The following is a 12,458-nucleotide window of genomic DNA, read 5'->3' as shown; positions in this document are numbered from 1 at the left end:
TGTCCAGGGGGCGGGTCGGGGGGAAGAGGGCCGCGGCGAAGAAGAGTGCGCCGAGCGGGAGCAGGTCGAGGCTGACGGCCGTGGTGGCGGTGCCCAGCACCACCATGACGGGGCGCCAGGGGCTGACGCGGCACTGGACCGCGAGCTGGACCAGGTGTCCCGACCGGCTCCTCCTGATCGCCTTCACCCGAGGGACGGGAGGGGGAAGGCGATCTTCAGGGCGTAGGCGGCGACCAGGCCGTAGCCGAGGCGGAAGGTCCAGGCGCGGGCGGTGTCGGAGATGCGGGTGCCGGCGAGCGAGCCGAGCACGACGAGGGCCTGCTGCCAGAGGAGCGAGGCCGCGCCGACGCCGAGGAGGAAGGCGGCTCCGGCCGGGCCGGTGCCGAGGGTCGCGCCCTGGGCGGTGGTGAGGGCTGCGAAGTAGAGGGCCGTGGTGGGGTTGAGGGCGGTGAGGCCGACGTAGCGCGCGAACGCCCTTGCCGCGGGGCGCGTACCGGTGCGGGTACCCGTGCCGGCCGCCGCGCCGCCGCTGCCGGGGCTCCGCCCCGGACCCCGCGCCTCGAGCGCCGGCGGGGCTGAGGGATCGGGGCTCCGCCCCGGGCCCCGCGCCTCACGCGCCGGCGGGGCTGGATCGGTCGGCCGGGTGGAAGACGAGAGGCCGTGGGCCGCGATGGCGAGGAGGACGGCGGCCGAGGCCAGGCGGACCCAGGCTTCCACCGGGGAGATGTGGGAGGCCGCCCAGGGGCCGACGGCGGTGGCGAGGGCCGCGTAGCCGAGGTCGACCGCCGCGATGCCCGCGGCCGCGGCCACCGCCGTGCGGCGGTGCCGCACGGCCTCCTGGAGCAGCAGTACGCTCATCGCCCCCATCGGCATCGCCACGCCCAGGCCCGCGACCGCGCCCGCCAGGGCCGGTGTCATCAGTTCGCTCATACGGCGAGGGTCGGCCGCCGACCCCGAGGGATGCGCACGAATATCGGGCCCGGCTGCGAGAATCGCGGTATGGACCGCCTCGACAGGGAAATCCTCGGCATCCTGCAGCAGGATGCGCGGATCTCGTACCGGGACCTCGGCGTCCGCGTCGGCCTCAGCGCCAACGCCACCGCCGACCGGGTGCGGAGGATGCGCCGGGAGGGGGTGATCCGCGGGTTCACCGTCGTGGTGGATCCTGCGGCCGACACCGCCGGCGGGCTCGTCGTCTTCATCGACGTCACCCTGCGCCAGGACACGACCAACGAGGAGTTCGAGCGGCAGGTCGCCAAGCTCCCCGGGATCACCGAGGCCGTGCACGTGACCGGCGAGCACGACTACCTCGTACGTGCCCGGGCCGCCGACCCGGCCGCCCTCGACGGGCTGCTCCGCCAGCTGAAACGCGAGGCGGGCGTGGCCCAGTCCAACACCCGGCTCGCCCTCCGCGCCGCGAAGCGCACCGGCCAGCCGTAGGCCCCGCCCGGCTTCCTACAGCGCCGACTCCCACGTCACCGGCGCGCCCGGCGTGCCCGACTCCGTACGGCCGTCGTCCGCCACCGTCAGGCGCACCCGGGACGCGGTCGCGTCCACCACCACCTCGATGGAGGTGACCCCGCTGCGCCGGTGAGCCGTGGCCAGGGCGGTGCGCAGGGCGGCCAGGAGGTCGGCCGCGACCGGATCCGGCAGCAGGGCGTCCACCGCGCCCGCGAAGTGCACCGACGGCTGGAAGCCGAGCAGGACGGCCGCCCCGCCCGTCTCGCGCAGGACCCGGCCCCGGAAGGTGGTCGGGGCTTCGGTCGGCGGCTGCTGGAGGGCGAAGATGGCCGTGCGGACCTCCTGGATGGTGGAGTCCAGTTCGTCGACGGCGTGGCCGAGTGCGTCGCCGACCGTGTCTCCGGACGGGGCGTTCGCGGCGCGCCGCCGGGTGCTCTCCAGCATCATCTCGGTGGCGAAGAGCCGCTGGACCACCAGGTCGTGCAGGTCGCGCGCGATCCGGTCGCGGTCCTCGTACACGGCGAGCTGCTCCCGGTCGTGCTGGGCGTCCGCGAGGACGAGGGCCAGTGCGGCCTGGGAGGCGAACTGCGAGGCGAGCAGCCGGTCCACCGCGTCGTACGGGGGGCCGCCCCGGGCGCGCGGCAGGGCCAGGGTGCCGATGAGCTGGCCGCCGCTCTGGAGGGGGAGCATCATGCTCGGGCCGAAACGTTCCCGCACGTGCGTGGTCATCCGAGGGTCCGTCGCCGAGTCCTCTATGAAGACCGGCTCGCCGCCGAGGAGTTTCGTGAGGACCGGGCTGCCGGGGGCGATCGCGGTGCCGACCAGGTCACCGGGGTCCCCGTGGGTGGAGGCGGCGACGCCGTCGATCCAGCGCTCGCGGCGGCGCGCGGTCTCGTACAGCCTGGCGTTGCCGATCGCTATGCCCGCCTGCGAGGCCAGCACCCGCAGGAGGGCGAGGTCCTCGTCCGTGAACGGGCCGCCGCCGCGCTTCTCGGTGAGGTAGAGGTTGCCGAAGATCTCCGTGTGCACCCGGATCGGGACGCCCAGGAAGCTGTGCATGGGCGGGTGCCCCGGCGGGAAGCCGGCCGCCCGCGGATCCTGGGCGAGGTCGTCCAGCACGAGCGGGCGCGGGTCGCTGATGAGGACTCCGAGCAGCCCGGAGCGCCCGTCCGGGAGGCGGGGGATCGCCGCCCGCTCCGCCTCGGTCAGACCGGCCGTGAACAGCTCGGTCAGCCGGGCGCGCTCGGGGTCGACGACCCCGAGCGCGCCGTACCGCGCCGAGCACAGCTCGGTCGCCGAGTCCACGATGTGCTGGAGGGTGGCGTGCAGTTCCAGATCGGAGCCGACGCTGAGGACGGCCTCCAGCAGCACCGGGAGGCTCGCCCCCTCCTCGTCGAACCCCGCGCCGAACTCCTCGCCGGGCTGCTCCCGTCCCGGCCTCCCGCCGGGACCTTCCTCGGGCTCCTGCCCGGAGTCCGTCATTCGGCCAGCGGGTTGAGAACCATGGGGGCGATCTTCCCTTCGAGCATCGCGCCGAGACCGAGTACGGCGCACACGTCCGGCCGTTCCGCGATGGCGACGGGCATCCCGGTGGCGTCCCGCAGCATCTGGTCCAGGCCCGGCAGCAGGGCGCTGCCGCCCACCATCATGATCCCCCGGTCCGTCAGGTCCGCGACCAGGTCCGGCGGGCAGTCCCGCAGCACCTTGCCGATGCCGTCGAGGACGGCGGTCAGCGGGGTGTGGATGGCGTCCCGTACGGCGGCGGTGTCGACGTGGACGGAACGTGCCAGTCCGGTGGCCACGTCGCGGCCGTGGATCAGGGTGGAGGCCGGCCCCTCGGCGGTGATGCCGTTGCCGTGCAGGGCCAGTTGGAGCGGCCGGACGGCCTGGCTGGGCAGCATCAGCTCGTGCGCGTGCCGCAGGTGCTGGACGACCGCGTGGTCGATGGCCTCGCCGCCGACCGGGATCCGTTCGGCGGTGACGATCGAGCCGAGGGAGAGGACGGCGACCTGGGTGGCCGCGGCCCCGCACACCATGATCATCGTCGCGGTCGGCTGCTCCACGGGCAGTCCGCAGCCGACGGCCGCGGCGATCAGGGTGTCGACCAGTTCGACGCGGCGGGCGCCGAGCCCGACGAGGGTCTCCACGGTCGCCCGCTGGGCCAGCGGGTCCGCGTCGTGCGGGGTGCAGGCGGCGGCCCGCAGCCGGGGCTTGCGGCGCAGGGCGCGCCGCAGCTTCTCGCCGAGGAGGTGACGCAGCATCCGCTGGGCCATCTCGATGTCGACGACGGTGCCGCCGGAGACGGGGCGTACGACCCGGATGTAGTCGGGCGTGCGGCCGGTCATCCGCTCGGCGAAGGTTCCGACGGCGATGAGTGCGCCGGTGCGCGTGTTGACCGCGGCGACGCTGGGCTCGTCGACCACGAGGCCGGCGCCCTTGACGTACACGCGGGTCCTTGCCGCTCCCAGGTCGACGGCGACGTGGCAGCGGCGCAACTGCTCAAGACTGACGGTCACGGCAGATCCTCCCGAGAGCGCTGACGCAAGAGGACCGGCGGAAATGCCGGTCACTTTTCATATCATCTCGGACTTTTGGCTCTAACCGCCCGTTGGGCTGCTCCGGCCGGGGGTGCGGCGCGCGTGCATGGGGGTGGATTTCTGTACCGACAGGCAGCACCATGCGCGGACTACACGCGCTACTCGCGCGTAACAAGGTAAGGGGGACGCGATGCTGACGGCCCGACAGAGATTGCTGGTGCTCCTGACGCTCTGCCTGGCGCTGGCGGCGCCGCTCTCGGCCCATGCCGCCGACCGGGTCCCGGCGGCTGCCTCTGACCAGGCGTCATCGCGCAATCCGGTGATCTTTGTGCACGGCTACAACGCCGATCCGGGCGTCTGGGGAGCCCTGCGCGGGGACCTGCGGGCCGCCGGGTACGCCGACTCCGAGCTCTTCTCCTGGGGCTACGACACCCACCAGTCCGTCAACGAGGTCCTCGCCGGGCGGCTCGGCGCCTACGTCGACCAGGTCCGCCGGGACACCGGAGCCGCCCGCGTCGACGTCGTCGCGCACTCCTTCGGCTCGCTCGTGAGCCGCTGGTACGTGAAGTTCGGCGGCGGCACGGCCGCCGTGGACCACTGGGTGTCGCTCGCCGGCCCCAACCGGGGCACCTCCACCGCGTGGGCCTGCGCCCTGTGGGACCAGGCCTGCCGGGACATGACCCCCGGGTCGTACGTGGTGAAGAACCTGAACGGCGGGGACGAGACCCCGGGCGCCGTGAAGTACGCGACCTTCTGGTCCCCCTGCGACGAGGTGGTCAACCCGGACGGCAGCGTCCCGCTGACCGGAGCCGCCAACACCCCGGTCGGCTGCCTCAAGCACAACGACCTGCTCGGCGACGACGGCACCTGGGCGGGCGTCCGCGCCTTCCTCGCCTCCTAGGACCCGTCCGGTTCCCGGGTGCCGTCCACCGCGACCCGCTGGAGCAGGCCGTAGGTGAACTCCGCCACGCACGGCCTGCCCCGTGCGGCGAAGGCGAGGCGCCAGCGGGTGGGGGCGGTGCCCTCCATCGGCCGGACCGGGGCGAAGGCCCGTGCCACCTCGTCCACCGTCGCCGACCAGGGCCGCAGGTCGTCCGCCGACTCCAGTACGGGTCCCCGCGCGCCCGGGGCGCGCACCAGCCACTCGTTCCACACCGCCCCGTCCGGCGCGGCGAGCACCTCGAAGCGCAGGTCCGGCCAGAGCGGCAGCGGCCACAGCAGGGCCTCGCACTCCAGATCGCCGATCGTGCGGCGCTCGGCGGATTCCGGCGGGCCGAGCACCGAGCGGTACCGGGCCAGGGCGCCGCGGGAGCGGGGCGACCTGACCATCGCCTGCCAGCGCTTGTTGGCCTCCCGCTGGTCCGCGAGCGAGGCGCCGAGCCGGCGGCGGGCCTCGTCGGCGAGTTCCGGCTGGAAATCCGACATCCGCCGCAACAGCACCAACTGGAAGACGGCGGGACCGAAGGAAGTCATGGAAGGAACGATTCCACACAGGATCCTTACGTTCTCGGAATACGGATGTTGCCGCTCACCACGTAGCCTGCGGGCGCCATGAACTACTGCCACGCATGCCGGAGGCACCTCAACGGCGCACTGGCGTGCGCCGGATGCGGGACGCCCGCCGAGTACCTGATACCCGCCGCGCCCGTCGCCGCGCAGGCCGCCCCCGCGGCGCCCGCACCGGAGCCACCGCCGGTGCTGGCCGACGTGTTCGCGGACTCGCTGGTCGTGCTGTCCGCCCCGAACGAGCGCAGGCCCGGGGCGCGCCGCCGGGTCACGCACCGCAGGCGCCGCCGGACCGTGCTGACCATCGGGCTCGGCCTGGCGGTCGCGCTCGGGGGCTCCCTGGCGGTGGCCCACATCGCCACCGACGGGCAGCGCACCGACCGGGCCGCCACCGTCGTGCTGACCGACGACGGCCCGCAGCAGCCCGCCCCGCTGCCGGACGCGCCGACGGCAGGGGCGCCCACGGGCTCCGGGAAGGCCACCGCGAAGGCCGCCCCCGCGGGCACGAAGAAGTCCGGGTCCGGGTCGCCCTCCGGGGGCGCCACCCAGCCGGGTCCGAGCCCGAGCGCCCCCGCACCCGTGACGTCGGGGCCGGCGTCCGGCACTCCCGGCCCGGGGGGATCCGTACAGCCCAGTTCGTCGGGCAGGCCCTCCCAGAGCGTCTCCGGCACCGCGCAGACGCCGCCGCCCCCGGTCCCGCCGAAGCCCACGCCCACGCCGACCAAGGACTGCGGCTTCCTGGGCATGCTCTGCTGGGGCGACTGACCAGGGGGCGTCCCGCCCCCTACCCGCCGAGCATCCGCTTGAGCAGGTCCCGCAGCATCGCCCGCTCCGCCGGGGACAGCCCGGCCAGCGGTTCGCGCGCGAAGTCCAGCGACTCCCGCAGCCGCTCCGCGGTCTGCACTCCCTCCTCGGTGGGGGCGGCCAGCTTGACCCGCCGGTCGGCCGGGTCCGGGCGGCGCTCGACCAGGCCGCGGGTCTCCAGCCGGTCGACGATCCCGGTCACGTTCGAGGGCTCGCACCGCAGCTTCACCGCGATGCGCCGCATCGGCATGGGCTCCAGCGAGAGCATGTTCAGCACCTTGGCCTGGGCGCCGGTGAGCTGGTGGCTGGCGGCCGCGTGCTCGTACTCCATGTGATAGCGGGCCACGACGTCGCCGATGAGCTCGACGACTTCGATGGTCACTGGGTCTACGCGACGACTGGGCATGGAACCAGCGTACCCATTTACTTGACAACATGAAATATCCAGGCGCATGGTTGTTTCACCTAGTGAAGCAAATTCGTTCTTACCAGGAGCGCCCCATGTCTGAGATCCCCGCCGTGAGCCGCGAGTGGCACCTCGTCCGTCGCCCGCAGGGCTGGCCCGTAGCCGAGGACTTCGCCCTGCGCGAGGCCCCCGTGTCCGCCGAGCCCGCCGCCGGCCGGATCCTCGTGCGCAACCTCCACATGTCCGTGGACCCCTACATGCGCGGCCGGATGAACGACGTGAAGTCCTACATCCCGCCGTTCCAGCTGGACGAGCCGATGCAGGGCGGCGCCGTCGGTGAGGTCGTCGCCTCCGCCGCCGAGGGGTTCGCCGTCGGCGACCACGTGCTGCACCACCTGGGCTGGCGCGAGTACGCGGAGCTCGACGCGAAGTTCGCCACCAAGGTGGACGCCTCGCTCGCCCCGCTCTCCGCCTACCTCGGCGTCCTCGGCATGCCGGGCCTGACCGCCTACGCAGGCCTCTTCGAGGTCGGCTCCTTCAAGGAGGGCGACGCCGTCTTCGTCTCCGGCGCGGCCGGTGCGGTCGGCGGCCTCGTCGGCCAGTTCGCCAAGATCAAGGGCGCCTCCCGGGTCATCGGCTCCGCCGGCTCGGACGAGAAGGTGACGCTGCTCACGGAGAAGTACGGCTTCGACGCCGCCTTCAACTACAAGAACGGCCCCGTCGCCGAGCAGCTGCGGGACGCCGCCCCCGAGGGCATCGACGTCTACTTCGACAACGTCGGCGGCGACCACCTCGAGGCCGCCATCTCCTCCCTGAACGTGAACGGCCGGGCCACCCTGTGCGGCGCGATCGCCGGCTACAACGACACCGAGGCCGCCCCCGGCCCGCGCAACCTGATGCAGGTCATCGGCAAGCGGCTGCGGCTCCAGGGCATCCTCGTCAACGACCACGCCGGCCTGCAGCCGCAGTTCGTCCAGGACGTCGCCGGATGGCTGCGTTCCGGTGAGCTCCGGTACGACGAGACGGTCGTCGAGGGCGTCGAGAACGCGACGTCCGCCTTCCTCGGCATGCTGCGCGGCGAGAACACCGGAAAGATGATCGTTTCTTTCACCGGTTAGGCTCACTGCACACCGTCGTGACCGTGGGCGCGAGTCGCGGCGATTACCAGGAGGATTTCCTTACATGTCCATCCAGCAGTCCGACGTCGCGTACACCGCCATAGCCACCGCCGAGAACGGCCGTGACGGTCGCGTCGCCACCAACGACGGCCAGCTCGACGTCGTCGTGAACCCGCCGAAGGAGCTCGGTGGCAGCGGCGCCGGCACCAACCCGGAGCAGCTGTTCGCCGCCGGCTACAGCGCCTGCTTCCAGGGCGCCCTGGGTGTCGTCGCCAAGAACGTGAACGCCGACATCTCCGGCTCCACGGTCACCGCCGAGGTCGGCATCGGCAAGAACGACGAGGGCTTCGGCCTGATCGTCAAGATCTCCGCCGTGATCCCCAACGTGGACGCCGCCACCGCCAAGGACCTCATCGAGAAGGCCCACGAGGTCTGCCCGTACTCCAAGGCGACCCGCGGCAACATCACCGTCGAGCTCGCCGTCTGATCCGGCACCGCTCAGCGAAGGCCGCACCCCGTCAGGGGTGCGGCCTTCGCCGTGCACCGCAGCCTTAAACTGGCCCCATGCGTGATCTTGCGGGGGGCTTCCGGTATCTGCTGGCCGGACAGCGGTGGGTGTTCCGGCACGGCCGGTGGCTGGGCTTCGGGCTGCTGCCCGGGCTCGTTTCGCTGGTCCTCTACGCCGGCGCGCTGATCGGGCTCGGCTACGGGGCCGACGACCTGACCGCCTGGGGCACCCCCTTCGCCGACGACTGGTCCAGGCCGTGGCTCGGGCTCTTCCGCGGCTTCCTGACCGCGCTGGTCTTCGGCCTCGGGCTCTTCCTCGCGGTGATCACCTTCACCGCCGTGACCCTGCTGATCGGACAGCCCTTCTACGAGTCCCTCTCGGAGCAGGTCGACCGCAGCGAGGGCGGCGACGTCCCGCAGTCCGGGCTGCCGCTCTGGCGGGAGCTGTGGATCTCGGCCCGGGACAGCGTGAAGGTGCTCGCACGGGTGCTGCTCTACGGGATCCTGCTCTTCGCCCTCGGTTTCATCCCGGTGATCGGGCAGACCGTGGTCCCGGCGCTCGGGTTCTGCGTCTCCGGGTACTTCCTGACCCAGGAGCTCACCGCCGTGGCCCTGCAGCGCCGCAAGGTGGACCTGGCCGAGCGGCTGGAGCTGCTGCGGTCGCGGCGGATGCTGGTGCTCGGCTTCGGGGTGCCGCTGGTGCTGTCGTTCCTGGTGCCGCTGGTCGCGGTGTTCCTGATGCCGGGCGCGGTGGCCGGGGCCACGCTGATGGCGCGGGACCTCATGGCCGTCGACGAGGCGCCCTCCGCCGGGACGGCGCCGGGCGGCCCGGCCGCACCGGAGGCCCCGGCCGGCTTCGGACCGCCGCCGCCCGCGTACTCGTAACCGCCACCCCGCCTACCGCTTCAGCAGCAGGAGAGCCCCGACCGTGTCCTCCCCGCCGTGGGCGGCCGGATCCGCGGCCAGCCGGCGCCGCAGCAGGTTCACGTACGGGGAGACCAGCTCGGTGCTGACGCCCTGCTCCTCGGCGGTGCGCAGCATGGTGCCGGTGCCCGCGACCTGCATGGCCAGGTTGGACACCACGCCCGAGGTGAAGTCCCGCGAGGTCAGCCGCTCGGCGGCGTTGCCGACGAAGAAGCCCATCGCGCCCAGCCACTCGGACAGCAGCGGAGCCAGGTCCTTCGGGGCGATGTCCTCGCCCTCGATCAGCGCGTAGGCGTGCGAGATGCCGGCGAACATCCCCCACATCGCGCTGAGCAGCGCCACGTCGTGCAGGGCGGCGTGACCGGCGTCCTCCCCGACGAAACGGGCCCCGGCCGGGATCTCCAGGGTCGCCCGGTGGGTGTCGAAGAGCGCGCGCGAGCCGCTGTAGAAGACGTACCCGCCGGCCTCGGGGGCGCCGATCATCGTCGGCGTGGCCATGATCCCGCCGTCCACGAACCGGGCCCCGCGCTCCTCGGCCCAGGCGGCCCGCGCCCTGCCCTCGGCCGGGGTGCCGGTGGTCAGGTTCACCACGTCCTTGCCGGTCAGGTCGATGCCGTCCAGGGCGGAGCCGACGGAGGGGTCGTCCAGCAGGCAGACCACGACGAGCCCGTTCGCGGCGACGGCCTCCGCGGGGCTCGCGGCGACGAGGGCCCCTTCGGCGGCCAGGGCCGCGGCCTTGGCGGCGGTGCGGTTCCAGACGGTGAGCCGGTGGCCGGCGGCGAGCCAGGTACGGGCGAGGGCGGTGCCCATGTCGCCGAGTCCGAGCAGGGTGAGCGAGTGCTGAGGCGTGTTGTCAGTCATGGCGTTTAGCCTGCTGGCAGGCTGTGAGGCGCTCAAGTACGCACTTTGGAGTGGGTGGTTACCCCAAGGTGAGCGAACAGGTGGGGAGGGGTGCGCGATGGCGGCGACACGAAGGCCCGGTGCCGATCATTGCGGGATCGCCGCGGCGATGTCGGTGATCGACGGCAAATGGAAGGTTTCGCTCCTGTGGGAGCTGGAGCGGAGCCCGCGACGCCGGTTCGGTGAACTGCGCAGGCTCGTCCCCGGCGTCTCCGAGAAGGTGCTCGCGGCGCAGCTGCGCGAGCTGGAGACGGACGGCATCGTGCACCGCGAGGTCCACGACGAGGTCCCGCCGCGCGTCGAGTACTCCCTGACCCCGCGGGGCCAGAGCCTGAACGCGGCCCTGGAGTCCCTGGGGGAGTGGGGTGCAAAACACCTGCTACCGGACTCCGCGTAGCCGACTCGTGATCGGCCGGAGGCCTCCGCCACCCCCCGGCGGGCCCGTAGTATGCATGGCGGCAGCAAGTGCCGAGGCCGTCTCTCACTGCCTTTGAGTCCGCCCAGGCCCGCAGCTCCGCGGAGCAGACCGGAGCCGGGCAGCGGCTTGCCGAGCCACGACCGGCCGCCGGGCCGAGGACCGACCAGCAGTAGGGACACAGCAGTGACAGTCAGTACCGAGGGCACGGTCGCCGTGCTGCCCCCGGGCGGACCGGACGCGCCCGCCCGCCCGATACCCGCCGTCCGGCACGGTCTCGGTTCCCGCGGAACGCTCCTGCTCCTCGAAGCCGTCGTCGCGTTCGGCGCGGCGCTCGTGCTCCCGCTGCTGGCCGTCCGCTTCAAGCTCGACCCCCTGGACCGGATCGCGCAGGTCAGCGGCCTCGCCGCGATCCAGCTGCGGTTCGCGCTCGTCGGACTGCTGTTCATCGCCGCGGTGGCGCTGGCGATGCGGCTGCGGGGAGGCCGGCACTTCGACCTGGCCGCCCGGATCGCCGCCGCCGCCCTCGCGGGCCTGGCCAGCGGCTTCGTCGCCGCCGGCGCGGTCGTCGCCCTCCACGGGACGCCCTGGCCGATGTTCGGCCTCAACGGCGACAGCGGCCGCATCGTGGAGTGGGCCCACGCGGTGGCCAACGGCCGCCCCTCGGGCTCGCCGGTCTACCCGCCGGCTCCCCTCCACACCCTCGGCCACTACGCCGAGTGGTTCCGCGGCGGCAACACCGCGTACGCGTTCAAGGACCTCCAGATCCTCGGCGCCGCCGCCTTCGGGCCGCTGGTCTACCTCAGCTGGCGCATGCTGCTCGGCCCGGTCCGGGCCCTCGCCTTCGGCGTCGCCCCGGCCTTCGCGCTGATCGACGCGTACAAGCCGTACAGCCAGACCGTGCTCGTGGTGCTCGTCCCGGTCCTGGTCGCGATGGTCGTGTCGCTGAGCCGCAGCGGCACGCAGGGCTGGCGGCCGCTCCTGCTCAAGGGCGCCGGGTTCGGCGCGCTCCTCGGCGTGCTGTTCCTCACCTACTCGGGCTGGTTCCTGTGGAGCGCGGCGGGTGTCCTGTTCGCCGCGCTGCTGTACTTCCCGTGGCGGACCGGCCGGCTCGGCCGGCTCAAGGGAGCGGCCTTCCTCGGCGCCTCCCTGGCGGCCTTCCTCGTGGTCGCCGGCCGCTACCTGGCGGTCATGCTGACCGAGGGCCAGACCACCAAGGACTACAACTTCCGGTTCGACAACTTCACCGACCCGGCGTACTACCTGATGTGGCGCACGGACATGCCCGGCAAGGTCGGCGAGTGGCCGCCGCCCGGCGAGTACGGCGGGGTGGGCCTGTTCGCCCTCGTCACCTTCGTCTGCCTCGGCGCCGCGATCTGGCTGGGCATCCGCAGGCCGATGGTGGTCACCGTCGCCGCGATGTTCATCAGCGCGTGGGTGATGCGCATGTACATCGCCTCGCACATGTACGAGACGCAGACCGTCCAGCTCTACACCCGCACGAACAACCAGCTCCTCTACTGCGGGCTGCTGCTGTGCGCCCTGGTCGTCCACCTGGTCTCGCAGCGGATGGCCGAGCGCCGGGCGGAGTCCGGGGCCGGCTCCGAGACCGTGAGCGGTACGGCGGGCACCGGCTTCCCCGGTCGCGAGGGCGCGGTGATCGGAGCCCTGTGCGCGCTGCTCCTGCTCCTCGGCACCGTCTCCTCCTCGATGGCCGACCGCTACATGCCGGCCAAGGAGAACACGTACCGGATCCTGCCGTGGGTCTCGCACACCATCACGGAACGGGACGGCAGCTGCCCGGAGTACGCGCCCGGCGGCACCTGCTCCAAGGACGGCGACCAGAGCTGGCTGAGCTTCATCCGATGACCCGGGGGAAC

General features: G+C 72.9%; 14 protein-coding genes and 1 pseudogene. 8 read left to right on the top strand and 7 right to left on the bottom strand.

The features are described from left to right. Window positions 1-187: pseudogene (locus tag PV721_RS04670) on the bottom strand (hypothetical protein); the annotation flags it as partial. After that, entirely contained in the window at window positions 184-930 is a 747-nt protein-coding gene (locus tag PV721_RS04665) for a LysE family transporter (protein ID WP_319721502.1), read from the bottom strand. The gene PV721_RS04665 and the pseudogene PV721_RS04670, both read right to left, overlap by 4 nt. A 69-nt stretch (window positions 931-999) precedes the next feature. Between PV721_RS04665 and PV721_RS04660 the strand changes: the two genes are divergently transcribed. Further along, window positions 1,000-1,440: an Lrp/AsnC family transcriptional regulator gene (locus PV721_RS04660; protein ID WP_319721501.1), complete on the top strand. Its 441-nt coding sequence runs from the start codon at window positions 1,000-1,002 to the stop codon at window positions 1,438-1,440. A 15-nt stretch (window positions 1,441-1,455) separates the two neighbouring features. Here the strand turns inward: PV721_RS04660 and PV721_RS04655 are convergent, their stop codons facing one another. Together PV721_RS04655 and PV721_RS04650 are read right to left on the bottom strand one after the other, a co-directional pair. Further along, window positions 1,456-2,943 (bottom strand): GAF domain-containing protein, encoded by a 1,488-nt coding sequence (locus PV721_RS04655; protein ID WP_319721500.1) that lies wholly within the window; start codon window positions 2,941-2,943, stop codon window positions 1,456-1,458. After that, on the bottom strand, window positions 2,940-3,977 hold the full coding sequence (locus tag PV721_RS04650; protein WP_030711274.1) for a rod shape-determining protein: 1,038 nt from the start codon (window positions 3,975-3,977) through the stop codon (window positions 2,940-2,942). Before PV721_RS04650 ends, PV721_RS04655 begins: the two co-directional genes overlap by 4 nt. 211 nt (window positions 3,978-4,188) lie before the next feature. Here PV721_RS04650 and PV721_RS04645 point away from each other — a divergent pair, with 211 nt between their 5' ends. After that, window positions 4,189-4,899: a triacylglycerol lipase gene (locus PV721_RS04645; RefSeq protein WP_319721499.1), complete on the top strand. Its 711-nt coding sequence runs from the start codon at window positions 4,189-4,191 to the stop codon at window positions 4,897-4,899. On the opposite strand, the gene PV721_RS04640 is transcribed toward PV721_RS04645, so the two are convergent. Further along, window positions 4,896-5,471, bottom strand: coding sequence for a hypothetical protein (locus PV721_RS04640; RefSeq protein WP_319721498.1), 576 nt, complete (start codon window positions 5,469-5,471; stop codon window positions 4,896-4,898). The genes PV721_RS04645 and PV721_RS04640 overlap by 4 nt on opposite strands. Before the next feature lie 78 nt (window positions 5,472-5,549). On the opposite strand from PV721_RS04640, the gene PV721_RS04635 reads away from it, so the two are divergent. Next, entirely contained in the window at window positions 5,550-6,269 is a 720-nt protein-coding gene (locus PV721_RS04635) for an SCO2400 family protein (RefSeq protein ID WP_319721497.1), read from the top strand. 19 nt (window positions 6,270-6,288) lie between these two features. Here PV721_RS04635 and PV721_RS04630 read toward each other — a convergent pair whose 3' ends face one another. Continuing rightward, complete coding sequence (locus PV721_RS04630; protein WP_319721496.1) at window positions 6,289-6,714, bottom strand: MarR family transcriptional regulator; 426 nt, start codon at window positions 6,712-6,714, stop codon at window positions 6,289-6,291. 95 nt (window positions 6,715-6,809) lie between these two features. On the opposite strand from PV721_RS04630, the gene PV721_RS04625 reads away from it, so the two are divergent. From PV721_RS04625 to PV721_RS04615, 3 genes are all read left to right on the top strand, one after another. Further along, a complete protein-coding gene (locus tag PV721_RS04625; RefSeq protein WP_319721494.1) occupies window positions 6,810-7,832 on the top strand; it encodes an NADP-dependent oxidoreductase in 1,023 nt (340 codons plus the stop codon). Window positions 7,833-7,896: 64 nt separating this feature from the next. Then, window positions 7,897-8,319 carry an organic hydroperoxide resistance protein gene (locus PV721_RS04620; protein WP_030711289.1) on the top strand — a complete coding sequence of 141 codons (423 nt, stop codon included), beginning with the start codon at window positions 7,897-7,899 and terminating at the stop codon, window positions 8,317-8,319. Window positions 8,320-8,396: 77 nt separating this feature from the next. Continuing rightward, entirely contained in the window at window positions 8,397-9,224 is an 828-nt protein-coding gene (locus PV721_RS04615; protein WP_319721493.1) for an EI24 domain-containing protein, read from the top strand. Between the two features lie 12 nt (window positions 9,225-9,236). Here the strand turns inward: PV721_RS04615 and PV721_RS04610 are convergent, their stop codons facing one another. Then, a complete protein-coding gene (locus PV721_RS04610) occupies window positions 9,237-10,124 on the bottom strand; it encodes an NAD(P)-dependent oxidoreductase (RefSeq protein WP_319721492.1) in 888 nt (295 codons plus the stop codon). A gap of 97 nt (window positions 10,125-10,221) precedes the next feature. Here PV721_RS04610 and PV721_RS04605 point away from each other — a divergent pair, with 97 nt between their 5' ends. Together PV721_RS04605 and PV721_RS04600 are read left to right on the top strand one after the other, a co-directional pair. After that, complete coding sequence (locus tag PV721_RS04605) at window positions 10,222-10,560, top strand: helix-turn-helix domain-containing protein (RefSeq protein ID WP_319721491.1); 339 nt, start codon at window positions 10,222-10,224, stop codon at window positions 10,558-10,560. Window positions 10,561-10,764: 204 nt separating this feature from the next. Next, entirely contained in the window at window positions 10,765-12,447 is a 1,683-nt protein-coding gene (locus tag PV721_RS04600) for a hypothetical protein (protein WP_319721490.1), read from the top strand. The last annotated feature ends 11 nt before the right edge of the window (window positions 12,448-12,458 follow it).

The organism is Streptomyces sp. MB09-01, from assembly GCF_033794505.1.
In the GTDB taxonomy this organism is placed as follows: Bacteria; Actinomycetota; Actinomycetes; order Streptomycetales; family Streptomycetaceae; genus Streptomyces.
The sequence above is the reverse complement of the archived record's forward strand: the minus strand, read 5'-3'. Positions and strand labels throughout refer to the sequence as shown.